The 18,861-nt window shown below is 64.4% G+C and carries 13 protein-coding genes, 1 tRNA gene and 1 pseudogene; 3 read left to right on the plus strand and 12 right to left on the minus strand.

From position 1 onward, the window contains the following. Positions 1-262: 262 nt before the first annotated feature. Together ACOGXC_RS06080 and uvrA are read right to left on the minus strand one after the other, a co-directional pair. Positions 263-1,393 (minus strand): annotated as a pseudogene (locus ACOGXC_RS06080) (fibronectin type III domain-containing protein); the annotation flags it as partial. A gap of 120 nt (positions 1,394-1,513) precedes the next feature. Beyond that, positions 1,514-4,366, minus strand: a complete 2,853-nt coding sequence (uvrA, locus tag ACOGXC_RS06085) for an excinuclease ABC subunit UvrA (protein WP_419919806.1) — start codon at positions 4,364-4,366, stop codon at positions 1,514-1,516. Here uvrA and ACOGXC_RS06090 point away from each other — a divergent pair. Then, entirely contained in the window at positions 4,343-6,454 is a 2,112-nt protein-coding gene (locus ACOGXC_RS06090; protein ID WP_419919807.1) for an FAD-dependent oxidoreductase, read from the plus strand. The two genes, uvrA and ACOGXC_RS06090, sit on opposite strands and share 24 nt — an antisense overlap. Positions 6,455-6,534: 80 nt before the next feature. Here ACOGXC_RS06090 and uvrB read toward each other — a convergent pair whose 3' ends face one another. The 5 genes from uvrB to ACOGXC_RS06115 form a co-directional block, all read right to left on the minus strand. Continuing rightward, on the minus strand, positions 6,535-8,544 hold the full coding sequence (gene uvrB, locus ACOGXC_RS06095) for an excinuclease ABC subunit UvrB (protein ID WP_419920027.1): 2,010 nt from the start codon (positions 8,542-8,544) through the stop codon (positions 6,535-6,537). Between the two features lie 84 nt (positions 8,545-8,628). Beyond that, a complete protein-coding gene (gene rpsA, locus ACOGXC_RS06100; protein ID WP_419920028.1) occupies positions 8,629-9,990 on the minus strand; it encodes a 30S ribosomal protein S1 in 1,362 nt (453 codons plus the stop codon). Between the two features lie 225 nt (positions 9,991-10,215). After that, the gene (gene polA, locus ACOGXC_RS06105; protein ID WP_419919808.1) at positions 10,216-12,921 is read right to left on the minus strand and encodes a DNA polymerase I; all 2,706 of its coding nucleotides are present in this window, start codon (positions 12,919-12,921) and stop codon (positions 10,216-10,218) included. Between the two features lie 43 nt (positions 12,922-12,964). After that, entirely contained in the window at positions 12,965-13,576 is a 612-nt protein-coding gene (locus ACOGXC_RS06110; RefSeq protein ID WP_419919809.1) for an ANTAR domain-containing response regulator, read from the minus strand. 47 nt (positions 13,577-13,623) lie between these two features. Beyond that, the gene (locus ACOGXC_RS06115; RefSeq protein ID WP_419919810.1) at positions 13,624-13,914 is read right to left on the minus strand and encodes a hypothetical protein; all 291 of its coding nucleotides are present in this window, start codon (positions 13,912-13,914) and stop codon (positions 13,624-13,626) included. 204 nt (positions 13,915-14,118) lie between these two features. On the opposite strand from ACOGXC_RS06115, the gene ppk2 reads away from it, so the two are divergent. After that, entirely contained in the window at positions 14,119-14,934 is an 816-nt protein-coding gene (gene ppk2 / locus ACOGXC_RS06120) for a polyphosphate kinase 2 (protein WP_419920029.1), read from the plus strand. 36 nt (positions 14,935-14,970) lie between these two features. Here ppk2 and ACOGXC_RS06125 read toward each other — a convergent pair whose 3' ends face one another. The 5 genes from ACOGXC_RS06125 to ACOGXC_RS06145 all read right to left on the minus strand — a co-directional run bounded on the left by ACOGXC_RS06125 (position 14,971) and on the right by ACOGXC_RS06145 (position 17,491). Beyond that, positions 14,971-15,597: a HindVP family restriction endonuclease gene (locus ACOGXC_RS06125; RefSeq protein WP_419919811.1), complete on the minus strand. Its 627-nt coding sequence runs from the start codon at positions 15,595-15,597 to the stop codon at positions 14,971-14,973. Further along, positions 15,575-16,039: a HindVP family restriction endonuclease gene (locus ACOGXC_RS06130; RefSeq protein WP_419919812.1), complete on the minus strand. Its 465-nt coding sequence runs from the start codon at positions 16,037-16,039 to the stop codon at positions 15,575-15,577. Before ACOGXC_RS06130 ends, ACOGXC_RS06125 begins: the two co-directional genes overlap by 23 nt. After that, entirely contained in the window at positions 16,023-16,928 is a 906-nt protein-coding gene (locus ACOGXC_RS06135; RefSeq protein WP_419919813.1) for a DNA cytosine methyltransferase, read from the minus strand. Before ACOGXC_RS06135 ends, ACOGXC_RS06130 begins: the two co-directional genes overlap by 17 nt. Further along, positions 16,925-17,242 carry a transposase gene (locus ACOGXC_RS06140; protein ID WP_419919814.1) on the minus strand — a complete coding sequence of 106 codons (318 nt, stop codon included), beginning with the start codon at positions 17,240-17,242 and terminating at the stop codon, positions 16,925-16,927. Before ACOGXC_RS06140 ends, ACOGXC_RS06135 begins: the two co-directional genes overlap by 4 nt. Before the next feature lie 162 nt (positions 17,243-17,404). Continuing rightward, positions 17,405-17,491, minus strand: a tRNA-Leu gene (locus tag ACOGXC_RS06145). 150 nt (positions 17,492-17,641) lie between these two features. Here ACOGXC_RS06145 and fabD point away from each other — a divergent pair. Beyond that, positions 17,642-18,817 (plus strand): ACP S-malonyltransferase, encoded by a 1,176-nt coding sequence (gene fabD / locus ACOGXC_RS06150; protein WP_419919815.1) that lies wholly within the window; start codon positions 17,642-17,644, stop codon positions 18,815-18,817. Positions 18,818-18,861 lie beyond the last annotated feature (44 nt).

Here is an 18,861-nt window from a genome sequence, read left to right on the forward strand (position 1 = left end):
TTGCCACTGTTTCACTAAGTGCACCGGAGGAATTAACTACAAAAGTACTCCCACCCGGAACCCTCAACCACTCACCCCATTCACCATCGTCAACTTGCCAAGAATACTCGTAACCTGAAAGCGCAGAATCACCATCATCCAAATTATTGCTATCATCCTTAGCAGGGTCCCAAGTCAAAGTCACAAAATCACCCCCTCCAACCGCGGTCAAACCGGTCGGAGCAGCAGGCAAATCACCAGGGTCCACAACCGTAGTCCCAGAAGCAGCCCCAAACCCTATTGTGTTCTCTGCCCTAACCTCAAACCTGTACCTCTTACTATTATCCAAACCAACAACGGTATAGGACCTAGAACTTGGCCCACCAGGAACAGTAACCCAAGCACCAAACTCACCATCCGCCTCAGACCACCGAACATGCCACGCAACAACCGGAGAAGTGCCATCACCACTAGGCTCCCAGGACAAAACCGCAAACTCATCACCGGCAACACCCTTCAAGCCAAGAGGACCCCCCGGCACCCCAGCAGCAGCAACCGGCTTCGTCTCACCAGCAGCACCCATGCCCCTAACATTAACTGCACGAACCTGGAACTGATAAACAACACCATTACGCAAACCACTAACCCGGAAAGGATACACCTTGCTACCCACCGGGCCAGAAGTGCCACTGGTAGCACCAGAACCAACAATTACAGCCCAGGGGGAATAAGACTCACCTTCAACTCTCATCCGGTACTCATACCTAATAATAGGAGAGAACCCATTCTGAGCATTCTTCGTATCCCCGGATGAAGCAGCAGGAGCCCAAGATAAATCAACCCCCGAGTCAACCGGAATAGCAAGCAAATCAACCGGTGCCCGCGGGGTAGTGGCTAGTAGTACTATTGGGGATGCAGTAGCAGCTTCAGAAACACTGCCCGCGCGATTAATCGCTTGCAGTTTGAACTCGTAGTGCTTACCGTTGGTCAAGCCGGTAATGGTATGGCTAGTAGTAGTCGCATCGCTGTCCGGTATGGGTATCCAAGTATTTGTAGAGGTAAGATTACTGCTGGTGTCGCCCACCGAGTAAATGTATTGCCATCTGGTGATCGGGCTACCGCCATCGTTGGAGGGTGCTGTCCACGTCAGCGTGACCTGCCCGTCCCCGGCCTCGGCCCGCACATTGGTGGGGGCACCCGGCCGGGTAGCCTGCTGCGCCCTGACGGTGGAGGCCGGAACCAGAACCGAGGCCAGCAGCACCAGAACGCCCAAGGTGACCGGTGCCATGACCCGGGGCGGGGAAAAATTTGCTTGCCCACCCCGCGGATCAGCCCTCGTGGGCGCTCTGGCCCGTACAGCAGATTTCCTGGGTCGAACCCGGACAAGCTTCATATTTGAATCCTTCTGGATCATGGACTCAGGAAGAACTAATCCTACACCAATCAAGTATTGAATCAAGATTGACACAACATTAACTGATTCAACAGTAACTATAGCAACTATAGCCGCGCGGGGCCGGCACAGAGCAGGAAATCAGATTCCCAGGGCAGGACGGAGAAACTTGCCGGTGTAGCTGTGGCCGGAGCGAGCAACCAGTTCGGGGGGGCCCTCGGTTACCAGGGTGCCACCCTTGTCGCCGCCCTCGGGGCCGAGGTCCACGATCCAGTCGGCGGTCTTGATCACATCCAGGTTGTGTTCGATCACCAGCACGGTGTTGCCCTGGTCCACCAGGCGGCCGAGTACGGTGAGCAGCTTGCGAACATCCTCGAAATGCAGACCGGTGGTGGGTTCATCCAGAATGTAGATGGTGTGTCCGGTGGGCCGTTTGGCCAGCTCCGAGGCAAGTTTCACCCGCTGGGCCTCACCCCCCGACAGGGTGGGGGCGGGCTGGCCGAGCCGGATGTAACCCAGCCCCACATCCACCAGGGTTTGCATGTGGCGGACAATGACCGGTTGGTTGGCGAAGAACTCCAGGGCATCGGCACAGGGCATATCCAGCACCTCGGCGATGGTCCGACCCTTGAACTGGATGTCGAGGGTGTCACGGTTGTAGCGGGCCCCCCGGCACTCCTCGCAGGGCACGTACACATCGGGCAGGAAGTGCATCTCGATTTTGATGGTGCCGTCACCCGAGCAGGCCTCGCACCGGCCGCCCTTGACGTTGAACGAGAAGCGACCGGGCAGGTAGCCCCGCACCCGGGCCTCGGGGGTCTGGGCGAACAGCTTGCGGATGTGGTCGAACACGCTGGTGTAGGTGGCCGGGTTGGACCGGGGGGTGCGGCCTATGGGTTGCTGGTCGATGTTGATCACCTTGTCCAGAGCCTCGATGCCATCGATTCCCTTGTGCAGGCCGGGCGGAATCTTGGACTTGTAGATGCGCTGCATCAACGAGCGGTACAAGATGTCGTTGACCAGGGTGGACTTGCCCGACCCCGACACCCCGGTGACGGTCACGAAACACCCCAGCGGGATGTCGATGTCGATGTCCTGGAGGTTGTGCTCCCGGGCTCCCCGGATGGTCAGCCAGTCGTCACCGGGAACCCGCCGGCGTCCCGGCACCGGGATGGAGCGGTGCCCCGAAAGGTACTGGCCGGTCAGCGACTGCTTGTTCTTGATGAGGTCGGCAACGGTACCGGAGTGGACCACGGTGCCGCCGTGCTCACCCGCACCGGGGCCGATGTCCACCACGTGGTCGGCAACCCGGATGGTTTCCTCGTCATGTTCCACCACCAGAACGGTGTTGCCCAGGTCGCGCATCCGTTCCAGGGTGTCGATCAGGCGGTGGTTGTCCCTCTGGTGCAGCCCTATTGACGGCTCGTCCAGCACATAGAGCACCCCCACCAGGCCGCTACCGATCTGCGAGGCCAGCCGGATGCGCTGGGCCTCTCCCCCGCTGAGGGTCCCGGCCGAGCGCCCCAGGGTCAGGTACTCCAGCCCCACATCCAGAAGGAAGCGAAGCCGGGCGTTTATCTCCTTGAGTACCTGCCCGGCAATGGTCCGGTCGCGCTCGGACAGCTCCAGCGAGGCCAGAACCGCTGCCGATTCCCGGATCGACAGGGAGCACACTTCGGCGATGGTGCGATCCCCAACGGTCACCGCCAGCGACAGGGGGTTCAGCCGGGCCCCGTCGCACTCCGGGCAATCCACTTGTCGCATGTACCCCTCGGCGTGGGATCGCAGCGAATCGGAGTCCGACTCGCTGTGACGGCGCTTGAGATAGGGGATGACCCCCTCGTACTGGGCGTTGTAGCGGCGGGAGCGTCCGTAGCGGTTGCGGAAACTCACCTCGACCCGCTGGCCGGCGATGCCCCTCCCATACAGCAGCAGCTCCTGGTGATCCCGGTCCAGGCTTCCCCACGGCTGATCCATGGGTATGCCTTGATTCTCGGCCACCGACTCCACCAAACGCTGGAAGTAGTGATTGTGACCTCTGGCCCAGGGGGCGATGGCTCCCTGGGCCAGGCTCAGATCGGGGTTGGGGATAACCAGCCGGGGATCCACCTCGAACACCGATCCCAGGCCATCGCAGTTCCGGCACGCTCCGTAGGGGGAGTTGAAGGAGAAGTTGCGGGGGGCCAGCTCCTCGAACGACTTGCCGTCGGATGGGCGGGACAGGTGCTGCGAGAAGGTGATGGTTTCCGGCTCCTCCTCCGGTGATCGGGGCACGATCATCAGCTCGGCCACGCCCTCGGCCAACCCCAGGGCGGTCTCCATGGACTCGGTGAGCCGGCGCTCGATGCCCTCCCGCATCACCAGGCGGTCGACCACCACCGAGATGCTGTGCTGCTCGTAGCGGGCCAGATCCAGATCGTCGATGCCGCCGTCCAGCTCGATCGGTTCACCGTCCACTATGGCCCGCACGAACCCGCCGGCGGCCAACTCGGCCAGCAGGGTGTCGTAGGTGCCCTTGCGGCCCCGCACCACCGGGGCCAGCACCTGGAACCGTATGCCCTCGGCCATACCCATCACCCGATCCACGATCTGCTGGGGGGTTTGGCGCACCAGTCGCTCGCCGGTCTCCGGATCGTGGGGGATGCCGATACGGGCGAACAGCAGCCTCAGATAGTCGTAGACCTCGGTTATGGTTCCCACCGTGGAGCGGGGGTTGCGGGAAGCGCTCTTCTGGTCGATGGAGATGGCCGGTGACAGGCCGTCGATGAAGTCCACATCCGGTTTGTCCATCTGACCCAGAAACTGGCGGGCGTAGGCCGACAGCGACTCCACGTAGCGACGCTGACCCTCGGCGTAGATGGTGTCGAAGGCCAGCGAGGACTTGCCCGACCCGGACAGGCCGGTGAACACGATGAGCCGGTCACGGGGTATCGTCAGGTCCACGTCACGCAGGTTGTGTTCACGCGCCCCGTGGATGACGATCTCATCGGCCATGCAGTGAACTTACCGGCCCGCGACGGGATTGGAATAAGAGAACCCGAAGTTGAGGAAGATACCGGCGCAGCCGAGAATGGGATGCCCATGGCCTACCCCAACGTGTTCCAGCCGCTGAATATCGGCGGCTGCACGCTCGCCAATCGGATCGTCAGGGCCGCCCACAGCACCGGGGCGGTCGGCGAGGATCTGATCGCGTACCACGAGGCTCGGGCCCGGGGAGGTGCTGCGCTCACCATCCTCCAGATCGCCGGGGTTCACCCCACATCCCCCACCGACATCCCGGTGTTCGACGACAGGGTGCTCCCGTTCTACGAGCAGATGGCCCTGCGCCTGCACGCGGCGGGGGCCAGGGTGTTCCAGCAGCTCTGGCACGGGGGCGCGGCCACCGAGCACCGATCTCTCCGGAACTTTCAACAACCTCTAGCCCCCAGCGCGGTGCCCAACCCCATGGTCGGCATCGTTCCCCAGGCCCTGACCGGCACCATGATCGACGAGATTGTGGGGTCGTTCGCCGCCGCCGCCCGGCGGTGCGAGCAGGGCGGGCTCGACGGGGTGGAACTCCACGCCGCCCACGGCTATCTCATCGGCCAGTTCCTCTCCCCGGCCACCAACCGGCGCGACGACCACTACGGCGGCAGCCTGGAGAACCGCACCCGGTTCCTGCGGGAGATCCTGGCTGCCATCCGCCAGGAGACCAGCCCCGGTTTCCCGGTGGGCATCCGCATCTCGGCCGATGACCAGATCGAGGGTGGGGTGGATCCCGAGGAGTCGGCTGCCATCGCCGCCCTGGTGGAACCCGGCATCGACTTCTTGGATGTGTCCCTGTCGTCCTACTGGCGCTTCCATCGACTGCTGTCCACCCTCGATGAGGGCCTCGGCTACGAAATCCCCACCAGCGAGGTGGTGACCCGAACCGTTGAGGTGCCCACCATCGTCACCGGACGCATCATGACCGTGGACCACGCCGAGCATCTGATCGGCAGCGGGGTTGCCGATCTGGTTTCGATGGTTCGGGGGATGATCGCCGATCCCGAGCTGGTGGTGAAGGCCCGGGAGGGTCGGGAGCGGGAGATCCGGCCCTGTATAGGCACTTCGGTGGGCTGCGTGGCCCGCTTCATGACCACCGGGAGGATGCGGTGCGTGGTCAACACCGCCGCGGGTCAGGAGGCTTCGGTGCCGTTCGAACCGGCCGGCAGGGTTGCCGAACCCAAGCTGGTGCTGGTGGCGGGGGGCGGACCGGCCGGTCTGGAGGCAGCCCGAACCGCGGCCCTCCGGGGCCACGAGGTGATCCTTCACGAGATGACCGGTCATTTGGGGGGTCAGGTGCGCATGGCAGCCTCGGCCCCGCACCGGCCCGACCTGGGGGCGATCACCGCTTTCTTGGCCGGTGAGCTGGAGCGTGTGGGGGTGAGTGTCCGGTTGCGCTCCCCCGTTGATCCCGATGTGGTGACCGAGGTGGATCCCGACGAGCTGATCGTCGCCACCGGCACCATCCCCCGCCGCGGTTTTCAGATCTCAGCGCCCTCGAAACCGATTCCCGGGGCCGACCTGCCCCACGTGTTCACCAGTTGGGAGGTGCTGGGGTTCGGGGGTCGAGCCACCATCGGCACCAAAGCGGTGGTGTATGACGACACCGGTACGTTCGAGGCCATCTCGGTGAGCGATGCCCTGATCGCGGCGGGGGCGGAGGTGATCTTTCTGAGCCGCCACGAGCAACTGGGGGCGGCCATCATGTATCCGGCCGCCACCGTCGCAGCCAGCCGCGAGCGGCTGTTCGGCGGGCCGTTCTGGTTCGTTCCCACCGTGGCGATCCGGGAGATAACCCCGGTTGACGAAGGGGGTGGGGGCACGGTGGTAACCCGCGATCTGGGCACCTACAGGGAGCGGAGCTTCGAGGCCGACACCGTTGTGGTGGTGAGCTACCACCATTGCAATCGGGAGTTGGCCGACCACTGGAGCGCCAATGTTTCGGGCCAGGATCCCTCGCCCCGCTTCAACCTGCACCTGGTGGGCGATGTCAACGGTACCAGCAGCATCATGGATGCCATCCACGCCGGGGCTCGGGTGGGCCGGGAGATCGGCTGAACCTAGACACACCGGTGCCAGGGGTGGCGGTGGCGGTAGCGAAACCTCCGGGGCTCAGGGGGCCGGAAGCGGGGAGAGCCTCAAGCCATGGCCCGCAGGTCGCGTTCCAAGTCCTTGATCTCGTCCCGCAAGCGGGCGGCGTACTCGAACTTCAACGCCACGGCGGCCTCGTTCATCTCCTCGGTGAGGGTGTGGATGAGCCGCTCGAGGCCCCCCGAATCCAGGTCGATCACGTCGGGACGGTAACGGGAGCGGTCCAGGGTGCGGGAGCGCCGGCCCGCGCCCGGGATGGGGGCCCCGTCCTCGGCCGGCCGCAGCTCGGCCAGGATATCGCTGACCGCCTTGCGGATGGTTTGGGGGTTGATGCCGTGCTGGTCGTTGTGAACCTGCTGGAGATTTCGGCGACGATGGGTCTCCGAGATGGCCCTTTTCATGGAGTCGGTCACGATGTCGGCGTACATGATCACCTGACCGTCCACGTTGCGGGCGGCCCGGCCGATGGTCTGGATCAGCGAGGTCTCACTGCGCAGGAAGCCTTCCTTGTCGGCATCCAGGATGGCCACCAGGGACACCTCGGGCAGGTCGAGGCCCTCCCGCAGAAGGTTTATGCCCACGAGCACGTCGAACTCCCCGAGCCGGAGGTCTCGCAGGATCTCGATCCGTTCGATGGTGTCCACCTCGCTGTGCAGGTAGCGGACCCTTACCCCCAACTCCAGCAGGTACTCGGTGAGGTCCTCGGCCATCTTCTTGGTCAAGGTGGTGACCAGCACCCGCTGGCGGCGCTCGGTGCGGTCCTCGATTAGCTTCATCAGGTCATCGATCTGCCCCTTGGTCGGGCGTACCTGCACCTCGGGGTCGACCAGGCCGGTGGGCCGCACGATCTGCTCGACCACCTGAGCGGAAACCCCGATCTCGTAGTCGCTGGGAGTGGCCGACAGGAACACCACCTGCCCCACCCGCTCCATGACCTCCCCGAACCGCAGCGGGCGGTTGTCCACGGCCGAGGGCAGCCGGAAACCGTGGTCCACCAGGGTCAGCTTGCGACTCCGGTCGCCCTCGAACTGGCCGTGAAGCTGGGGCACCGCCACATGGGACTCGTCGATCACGGTCACGAAGTCATCGGGGAAGTAGTCCAGCAGCGTGAACGGCCGCTCGCCCGGAGCCCGGCCGTCGATGTGGCGGGAGTAGTTCTCGATGCCGTTGCAGAAGCCGATCTCGGTCATCATCTCGAGGTCGTAGGTGGTCCGCATCCGCAACCGCTGGGCCTCGAGCAGCTTGCCCTCCTTCTCGAACCGGGCCAACTGTTCCTGGAGCTCGACCTCGATACCGGCAATGGCTTGCTGCATTCGTTCCTCGCCGGCCACATAGTGGGTGGCCGGGAACACCGCCACCTCGCTGAGGGTCTGGATCCGCTCACCGGTCACCGGATCGATGGTGGTGATCTGCTCCACCTCGTCGCCGAACAGTTGGATGCGAACCACATACTCCTCGTAGGCCGGATGAACCTCGATGACATCGCCCCGCACCCGGAACCGGCCTCGCACCAGATTGGCATCGTTGCGCTCGTACTGCATGTCCACCAGCCGTCGCAGCAGATCGCGCTGGTCGTAACTCCGGCCCACCTTGGCGATGAACAAAAGGTTCCGGTACTCCTCTGGGGCTCCCAGACCGTAGATGCACGACACCGAGGCCACCACGATCACGTCCCGCCGGGTCAGCAGTGCCTCGGTGGTGGAGTGGCGCAGCCGGTCGATCTCGTCGTTCACCGACGAGTCCTTCTCTATGTAGGTGTCGGAGGCCGGCATGTAGGCCTCGGGCTGATAGTAGTCGTAGTAGGAGACGAAGTACTCCACACGGTTGTCGGGGAAGAACTCCCTCATCTCGTTGGCGAGCTGGGCGGCCAGCGACTTGTTGGGGGCCAGAATCAGCGTGGGGCGCTGCACCTGCTCGATGGTCCAGGCCATGGTGGCACTCTTGCCCGACCCGGTTATGCCCAGAAGCGTCTGGAAGCGGTCCCCCCGCCTCAGCCCCTCCGACAGGGCGGCGATGGCCTTGGGTTGATCCCCCGCCGGGTCGAACCCCGACACCATCCGAAAGGCGGCATCCTCCGGCTTGCTCACGGATCACCCCGCCGATCGGGGCAACCGGTAGCCATCACCGCCGGCCCGGCCGGGTCAGACGGTGCCTTCCGGTGCCGGTTCCTGTGCTGGTGCTAGTTCCTGTGCTGGTGTCGGTTCCGGCACCGGGGCGTGCTGGCCCTCGGGGGCGGCAACGACGGGTTCACCACCGGCTTCGGAGTAGTACTGGGCCCAGGCCTCGTCCTGGTCCGCCGCCACCTCCTCGGCCACGGTGCCGATGTAGTTGCCCTCGGTGTCGTAGGCGTGCTCGCCGAAGTGCTCCTGGAACTCGGCGGCCACCACCCCACCCTCGGCCGCCTGCTTGATGGACAGGCTGATGCGGCGGCGGGCGATGTCCAGGTCGATGATCTTCACCCACAGCTCCTCGCCGGGGGTCACCACCTGCTCGGGCAGGTCGATGTGGTGGGAGGAGATCTCCGAGATGTGAACCAGACCCTCGATGCTGTCGCCCACCTGGACGAACGCCCCGAACGGTACCAACTTGGTGACCCGGCCGTATACCAGCTCGCCCACCTGATGGCTGGAGGCGAACTCCTGCCAGGGATCCTGCTGGGTGGCCTTCAGGGAGAGGCTGATGCGCTCCCGGGTCAGATCCACCTCCAGCACCTGCACCTCGATCTGGTCGCCCACCTGCACCACCGCGCCGGGGTGGTCCACATGCTTCCAGGACAACTCGGAAACGTGCACCAGGCCGTCCATGCCTCCCAGATCCACGAACGCTCCGAAGTTCACCACCGAGGACACCACGCCGCTGCGGCGCTCCCCCGGCTTGAGGTCGTCGAGAAAGGCCTCGCGCTGCTCCTTCTCCGTCTCCTCCAGCCAGGCCCGCCGGGACAGCACCACGTTGTTGCGGTTCTTGTCCAACTCGATGATCTTGGCCTCCAGGGTTTGGCCGATGTAGGGCTGGAGGTCACGGACCCGGCGCAATTCCACCAGCGATGCGGGCAGGAAACCCCGCAGGCCGATGTCGATGATCAAGCCGCCCTTGACCACCTCTATCACCGTGCCCGACACCGTTTCCTCCTTGGCCTTGATGTCCTCGATCCGGCCCCAGGCCCGCTCGTACTGGGCCCGCTTCTTGGACAGGATCAGGTTGCCGTCCTTGTCCTCCTTGTGGAGCACCAGGGCTTCGATCTCCTCGTCGAGGGTGACGATCTCGGCGGGGTCGGCCACGTTGCGGATGGACAGTTCCCAGATCGGGATGATGCCCTCGGACTTGTAGCCGATGTCCAGCAGTACCTCGTCGCGATCCACCTTGACCACCTTGCCGGCCACGATCTGGCCGTCCTCCACCTGGATCATGGTGGAGGAATAGGCATCCTCCAGGAGCTGCTCCTCGATGTCGTGGTCGATGATCGGGCGAGGGATGTAGTTGCCCTCGGCATCGAAGGTTCCCATGCCTTCGGGCGCCTCGAGCACTGCGGTTGCCGAAGGGGGAGCGGGAGTTATCGAAGTTGGAGCGGAGGTTGCCGAAGGTGGAGCGGGTGGGGGGCTGGCGGGATCGGACACGATTGACTGAGCCTCACGGGAGGAAGGGGATGGAACAAATGCCGGGGCCCAACGGCCCGAGTCGGCTCCCCAATGATAGCAGTCGCACCGGGGGGCGGGCTACTTGGCATCGGGCTACTTGGCATCGGCCCAGGTGCGCCCCGAGGAGAGATGCACCTCCAGGGGGATCCTCAGGTCGTAGGCACCGGCCATGGTCGCAGCCGTGAGTTCGGTGGCCGCGACCTGCTCCTGCTCGGGCACCTCGAGGATCACCTCGTCGTGGACTTGCAGGACGATGCGGCCGGCGAGCCCCCGGTGTTCCAGCGCGGTGTCCAGGGCGACCAGGGCGACCTTGAAGATGTCGGCGGCCAGACCCTGAATGCCGGAGTTCATGGCTTGGCGCTCAGCCGCCTGCCGGAGCCGGGCGTTGGTGGAGTTGATCTCGGGGATCCGCCGCCTCCGGCCGAACAGGGTCTCGGTGTAGCCCCTGCTCCGGGCTTCGGCCACCGTTCGATCCATGTAGTCCCGCAGCAGGGGGAAGGCGGTGAAGTAGGCATCCAGGATCAGGCCGGCCTCCCTCGTGGGTATGTTCAGCCGCTGCCCCAGACCGTAGGCCTCCATGCCGTAAGCCAAGCCGTAGGACACCATCTTGGCGGTGGATCGCTCCTCGATGCCCACCGCGGCGGGGTCGATGCCGAACACCTGGGCGGCCACCGAGGTGTGGATGTCCTGACCGGATTCGAAGGCATGGATCAAACCGGGTTCCTCGGCCAGGTGAGCGATGCATCGCAGCTCGATCTGGTTGTAGTCGGCCACCAGCAGCACATGGCCCTCACCGGCCACGAACACCCGGCGAAACTCCCGCCCGGTCTCGGTGCGGATCGGGATGTTGTGCAGGTTGGGGGCATCGGAGCTGAGCCGCCCGGTGCGGGCCACCGTCTGGTTGAACGTGGCCCGGATGCGCTGGTCGGGCTCCGACTCCACCGCCGCCAGCAGCCCCTCCGCGTAGGTGGAGCGCAGCTTCTCCACCTCCCGGTACTCCAGCAGCTCCTCCACCACCGGGTGCTCACCCCGCAGCTTCTCCAGCGTGGCGGCATCGGTGCTGTAGGCCCCGGTTGGGGTCTTCTTCTGGGGGGTCAGTCCCAACTTGTCGAACAGCAACTCGCCGATCTGTTTCGAGGAGTTCACGTTGAAGGCTCCCCCACCAGCAGCCTCGATCACCGAGGCTCGGTATCGCTCGGCGGCCTCGGCCAGACGGTTGCGCAGGCGGCTCAGCTCCTCCACGTCCACCTTGATGCCCACCAGTTCCATGCGGGCCAACACCCGGACCAGGGGCACCTCCATGTCATCGTTCAGCGACCGCAAACCCTGGACCTCCAGAGCCTCCAGCACGGGAGTGGCCAGATGGGCCAGGGCCAGGGCCTGGAGGCCGGCCTGCTTCGACTCATCCGGAGCATCATCGGAGTCGTCGCTGAACAGCCGCCCCTCGTCCTTTTGGCTGGCTTGCGGTAGTTGCAGTTGCGTGTGGGTTCTCAAGAGATCGTCCAACTCGAACCGTCCCCCGGTGGGATCCAGCAAGTAAGCGGCGATCCGGGTATCCAGCATCAGGCCGGTGACATCGACTCCTCGCGCCAGCAGCCACCGGATGAGCGGTTTGGCATCGTGGGCGATGAGCTGGTTGCCCGCGCCGAAGAAGCGGCTCAGAGCCTCGATCCCCGCCGACTCCAGCAGTTCGGCTCGCAGCCACACCGCCTGGCCGGTGCCGGCATCGGACACCAGGGCGAGACCCAGCAGCCGTCGGTGGTGGGGGCGGCGGAGATCGAGCGGGTCGCCCCACGCCGCGGCCAGTGCCACCGGGCCCGACTTGGTGGCCGCCTCGCCCAGAGCTTCGATGCCAGCAGCTTCCACCACGGATACCTGCAATTCCCGAGTCCCACCCCGGCCCGGATCCACCCCCAGAACATCGACCATGTCCTTGTCGAACCCTCTGAACTCCAGGAAATCGAACAGCTTCTTGACCTCGGTTCCATCCGGCTGCCCCCGGCTCAGATCGTCCACTCCCACTTCCAGCGGGACATCCCGCAGCAACCTCATCAGCTCCAGATTCAGCCTCACCCGATCCTCGGCGGCTCCGAGATTCTGCCGGAGCTTTGGGGTTTGGTGCCCCAGGTGCTGGTACAGCCCGTCGATGTTGCCGTAGGTGTTGATGAGCTTGGCGGCGGTCTTCTCCCCGACCCCGTCCACCCCGGGCAAATTGTCGGAAGGGTCACCTCGCAGGGCGGCGTAGGCCACGTAGTCGGCCGGTTTCACCCCGGTGCGGGCCTCGATGCCGGCCTCGTCGTACTCCTCGCAGTCGGAAACCCCGCGCTTGTTGTAGAGCAGCCGGACATGAGGATCCTCCACCAGTTGGTAGGCATCCCGATCCCCGGTGACCACGATCACGTGGTCGCCCCGGTCCCGGGCCTGGGTGGCCAGGGTGGCGATCACATCGTCGGCCTCAACCCCGGCGTGATCCACAACGGCTATCCGCATTGTCTCCACCAGTTTCCGCACCAGCTCCAACTGCTGGAGCAAGGTGTCGGGGGTTTCCCGGCGGTTGGCCTTGTAGCTGGGGTTTTGCTGGTGGCGGAAGGTGGGCTCGGGCCGGTCGAACACCACCGCCACCCGGTCGGGCCGATGGTCCCGCAGAAGCTTCAGGAACATTCTGGTGAAGCCGTAAATCGCGTTGGTCACCTGGCCGGCGGCGGTGGTCATGTCCTCGGGCAGCGCGAAGAAGGCCCGGTAGGTCAGGGAATGACCGTCCACCAACATGACGGTTTCCGGCCCGGTCGGGGGGTTCATCGCCGCGACCCGATGATCTCGCCAAAATTGCCGGTTGGGGGGCTCATTGCCGCATCTGCATGATCTCGGCAGCCACCTTGGCCATCGAGGTGCGCTCGCTCATGGCCCGGCGCTGAATGTGCCGGTAGGCATCGGATTCCGACATGGAGTGGACATCCATCAGCCGGCCCTTGGCCCGATCGATGGTCTTGCGGGCCTCCAGCCGGGCCTCGGTCCTCTCCAAACGGTGGTTGAGCGCCACCAGCTCCTGGAAACGCGCCAGGGCCACCTCAATCGCCGGCACCAATTCGGCTCGCTCGAACGGTTTGACCAGGTAGGCCAACGCACCGGCCCCGGCCGCCCGAGCGATCAGGTCCCGCTGGCTGAACGCGGTAAGCAGCAGCACCGCGCACAAGCGTTCGTCGCGGATCCGGCCGGCAACGGTGATCCCGTCGGTGCCCGGCATCTTCACGTCCAGAATGGCCGCATCGGGCCGCAGCTCCCTCACCATGTCCAGCACCTGGTCTCCCCGGCTGGTCTCCCCCACCACCGCGTAACCCTCCTCCTCCAGCGTCTCCCGCAAGTCCAGGCGGATGATGGCCTCGTCCTCGGCCAGCACGATGCGCACGGGATCTGGTGGCGGCGGCAGATGAGGCGCTTGCAAAGAATCCGGCATAGGCGAAGGCTCAGGTTACCCCGGCGAGGCGGGCCACCGGGCTGGTGTCAGCCATCGGAGTAGAATCTGTCCAGCAGTTCGTCCTGTTTTTGCTCCAGATGGTGGATCTCCTCCCGCAGGCGGGCGCGATAGGTGTTCATCGTCTCCGCCCGGCGGAAGGCATTCTTGTAATGGCGCTCGGAGGCCGGGGTTTCCGATACCAGCGACCGCAGCCGGGCATCGTCGGCCAGAGCATCGAAGTGCAGGCACTGCTCCTCGGCAACCTCCATGTCGGCTCGCAGCCGCTTCAACCGGTCGGCCAACTCGGCCAACCGCTTATCCACCCTGCTTCGGGCCACCATCCGATGCTATTCCCCCGGCCCGGGCCAGTTCGTTCCGGAGCCTTCCCGGCTGCTGATTGTCGGGGGTGGAGGTCGGGGTTACGTAATCGTCGGAACGGTTCTCGACTTCGGCTGCCGATTGTCGGGGGTGGAGGTCGGGGTTACCCTTCCGGCATGGGTCAGAACCCGAGCATCGACTTGTTGGGAACCTCCGGGCCGGAGATGGCCGCCGAACCGACAATTCTGGCCGCCGAGCCGCGCCGGCGCATCAGCCGCGAGGACTACAAGCGGGAGTTGACTAGCCTCCAGAAAGAATTGGTGCGGTTGCAGCGCTGGATTCGCCACCGGGGCCTCAAGGTGGTGGTCATCTTCGAGGGGCGTGATGCCGCGGGTAAGGGCGGGGTGATCAAACGGATAGCCGAGCGGACCAACCCGCGGGTGGTTAGGGTGGTGGCACTGGGCACACCGAGCGACCGGGAGAAGACGCAGTGGTGGTTCCAGCGCTACGTGGCCGAGCTGCCCGCCGCCGGAGAAATGATCCTGTTCGACCGTAGCTGGTACAACCGGGGGTTGGTGGAACCGGTAATGGGGTTCTGTAGTGAAGAGGAGTACCGGGAGTTCTTGCGGTCGTGCCCCGAGTTTGAGCGGATGCTGGTGCGGTCGGGGATCATCCTTATCAAATACTGGTTCTCGGTGAGCGATGCCGAGCAGGAACGGCGGTTCCAGAACCGGCTCGCGGATCCGGCGAGGCGCTGGAAGCTGTCGAGGATGGACATCGAGGGCCGAGCCAGATGGGTGGAGTTCTCCAAGGCCAAGGACACCCTGTTCTCCCACACCGATATCAAGCAGGCCCCATGGTATGTGGTCAATGCCGACTCCAAGAAGGCGGCCCGGCTCAACTGCATCTCGCACCTGCTGTCGCAGATCCCATACAAGGACGTGCCCTGGGAAGAGGTCGAGCTACCTCCCCGCCAGGAGAGAGTCGGCTATATGCGTCCTCCGATGTCGGACCAGACATTCGTTCCCGAGATCTACTGAATTCAGGGGTGTGCGGGCCGAGCTGATGCTTGCTGGTCACGACGATGCTCCCTCTTGCATCATGTAGGTGACCACCGCTGCGTCGAACCTGCGTTCAGGCCTGAGTTCAAGTTCGCCGCCACCCGTGATGAGGTCGGACAGGACGTTACGTGGCAACCGTGGTTGCCGTAAGTGGGGATGGGCGAGATAGCGGATGCTCTTACTTCCGTTCAGCGAAAATGCCTTGTCGGTCTGGCTGCCCAACGCCATCCCCTTGTAAATGCTCTCGTAGTTGTAGTCGCCTTGGCTCAGAACCTCATATAGTGCCCTGACGTGACGGGCGACCTCGCGTATTGGGCGCGACACCGTGGCTGTATCGTCCGACTGGTCCACCGGCAACCGCATCACGGCGACATCGGACCATACAAAGACATCGAAGCAATTGTCCGCCAGCTCAAAGGACTGGCCGACGGTACGCCATAGAGGTTGGATCAGGAATGGGCGTTGTAGTCCGCCGGTTGCCACCGCTTGTAAGGCTTCGTCAAGAGCGGAGCGCAAATGTTTGGCGTTCTGGGCTATTTCGGTGGCGTTGTCCCAATTATTTATGAGGTTGTAGCCGGCCCGCAGGCTCGCCATGACATTTCGACGGATTGAACCGTTGCTAAGGCTCGCGGCAACACTCATCATGGCGTAGGCCCGAGCTAACAGGCCGCATTACCATCTCCGGTGCCCAGAGATTCTCAAGGGCGGAAGCGGTGGCGATATCGGGTACGACTGTGAGCTTTACCTCCAGCGGGCGCAGAGGATCGCCGCCTGACGACACTACTAGGTCGATCTTGTCCACTCTGCCGCGTACACAGCCAGCAAACGGATCGAATGCCGTCTCGAACAAGTATCGGCAGCCAGGCCCGCCGATCACATCATCCATTAGCCATTGATCTTTGTCGGTTGTGATGCCCGAGCGCTCAATGACGGCCACGGGCGCTAGGCCGTGGTCTCGCATGTAGAGGCACAGAGCAAGTGGAAACGTCGAGTTGAACTGGTTCTTGCCCCACAGCGACGCGCCGTGCCGGGTGGAGTTCTCTTCAGTAATGCCGTACAGCGACGGGCTATCGATCGATGGCATCAAGGATCGCGGCTCCCACGCGGGCCGCAAGTTTCACCGGCACCGCGTTGCCGACCAGCAGCTCCGCGTCCGCATTGCGGTCTCCACCGGGCCATTTCCAGGTGGGCGGAAAAGTCTGCACTCGCCCTCGCTCACGTGTCGTCATAGGGCGCACTTTGCCTGGCGGGGCGCTGTCCAGATGGTTGCCAATGTAGTTCGGCGGTACGGGACGATTCACTCCCCGCACCGTGGGCGACGGCTCATGGACGCTGAACACCGAACGGCGGCTGTAGTTGCGAGGATGCCGGTAGTAGAACTTGATGTCGATCTCGTCACCTAGATACTCTTTAACGGTCAGCCGCTCCGGGGTCTGGCGGGCTTCGAGACCATCAGCGAACCACTCGCCGACGGTGCTGTTACCAAGGTGTCCGAACACAAAAAACCGGCGACGTAATTGCGGTACCCCGAATCGGCTGGCATCGAGCACCGTCTCCACCAGCGAGTAGCCGGCTCCGGTCACGTCTCGGCGCATCCGCTCGTAGGTGGAGCTGGTTCGGACCTGTGGCACATTCTCCATCAGGAACGCCGCTGGGCGGTACTCGCAGACAATCTGAGCGAACGCGGTGGTGAGGTTGGCCTGCTCGGCTTCGACCCTTTTGCCCGCGGTAGAGAAGTCCTGGCACGGCGGCGCACCGGCCACCAGATCAGCTCCAGTCTCGGCGATCCATTTGATCGCGGTGGCGGTGTCAGACAGGTCAAGCTGAACGGCGTGATCGCCGACGTTGCGGCGGTAGGCGTCGAGTGCCTGGGGCCAACAGTCATAGGCTTCGACCACTTCGATACCAGACTCAATCAGGCCTGCCGACAGGCCACCGCATCCGCTGAACAGATCAACCGCTGTGAGGCTCATGACGCTGTTAGCGCTGTGAACACGAACCCTTGCAAGTTGGCGGCATCGGTCGATTCAACCACCCTAGCCGCCACCATGTCGATGGCACGGTCTTTCACCCCCGCAACCGTCGCCTTGTCGTCCGCGCCCCTACCCGTGATCCGCTCCGCCCTCACCCTGGCGTGCATTTTCTTGGCCTTCCCGCCGAAGTACGATTCGTCGGCCTCCACCGGCCCCATAAAAGACTCGGTTGCCGTCCGGCAGCACTTGCGTCTGCGATGGGCCAAGTGCCAGACCGCATTTTGGAAGATATCCAGATCGCTTTGCAGATTCATTGAGCTAGTCCCCTTGATGGTCGTGTTGAACTGATGGACGGCAATCAGAGTTACATACGGGAGTGACAGTTACCCGCCTTCCGGCGACTTATGTCCATGACTCCCCTACTGGCAACGGGGGGCATGGGCGCGGGGTGCGGGCTACTCGTGCCGGTCTGCCCATGGTGCCCGGGGAGGGACTCGAACCCTCACTCCCTTGCGGGAACCGGATTTTGAGTCCGGCGTGTCTACCAATTCCACCACCCGGGCCGGTGGCAAGTGTCGGGGTGTTCGGCAGGATCCCCGAGGCAAGCGCAGTTTAGGGGGTGCCGTCCCCGAAAGCTCACCGGATAACCGGTCGGGAGCCCCCAGGTCGTAAAGTGTTGAAACCCCATTGCCGTTCGGGAGGTCTGACCCCTGATGATCTGCTTCACCTATCCCGGCCAGGGATCCCAGAAGGCTGGCATGGGTGCGGCTTGGATCGACCACCCCTCTTGGGAGTTGGTGGCCGAGATGTCCGAGGCGGCGGGGCGGGATGTGGCCCGGCTGCTCCTCGACGCGGGGAAAGATGAGCTGCGGGAGACCCGTAACTCCCAGTTGGCCACCTTCGCGACGTCGATGATCGCTCTGGACGCGGTGACCCGGGTGGGGATCGAGACCGCGGCCCACGCCGGTCACAGCCTGGGGGAATACTCTGCGCTGGTGGCCGCCGGGGTGGTGGATTTCACCGACGGGATCCGCCTGGTCACCGAACGGGGAGAGGCCATGCAGGTGGCGGCCGAGGAGCGGGACGGCACCATGGCCGCAGTCCTGGGTTTGGATGATGATCTGGTGGAGCAGGCCTGCCGGCAGGCCGACGGCGATGTCTGGGTGGCAAATTTCAACGCCCCCGGCCAGGTGGTAATCGCCGGTGCCCCCGAGCTGGTGGACCGGGCCGGTGCCATTGCCCGGGATCTGGGGGCCAAGCGCACCATGGCCCTACCGGTGGGGGGTGCCTTCCACACCCCGTTCATGGCCCCGGCCCGGGACAGGCTTCGCAAGGCAGTGGACAGGACCGAGTTCCGGCTCCCCGACCACCCGGTGTACGCCAACGTGGACGCAGCTTCGCACACCGGGGCCGACCCCTGGCCCGAGCTGCTCAACTCGCAGTTGACCAACCCGGTGCGCTGGCGCCAATCGGTACACAACATGTGCGATGCCGGGTTCACCACTTTCGTGGAACTCGGCCCGGGCACGGTTCTGACCGGTACCGTGAAGCGCACGGCCCGGGGCAGCCAGGCCCTGAAGGTGAACCTACCCGCCGATATCGACACGGTGCTGGAGACGCTGGCCGGGCCGCCGGTCACCGAAATCGGTCCGCTGGAGGGCGAAGCCCTGTTCACCACCGAGCGGCTGGTGGTCAGCCCGGCACTGGGCATCTTCCGACCCACCGACGACCGGCTCCTGGGTACCGTTGTGCCCGCCGGGCAGCTCCTGGGGCATGTGGGAGACACCGAGGTCCGCACCCCGTGGGCCGGCGTGATCATGGGGTTTCTGGCCGTGGAGGGGGAGCGGGTCACCGCCAGCCAACCCATAGCCTGGCTGCGAACGAGTTAAGAGTCCTGAGCCGATGACCCGCAGCGGCTTTGACCCCCAGCGGC

The sequence above is a fragment of the Candidatus Poriferisocius sp. genome, assembly GCF_965202595.1.
Classification (GTDB): domain Bacteria; phylum Actinomycetota; class Acidimicrobiia; order Acidimicrobiales; family Bin134; genus Poriferisocius.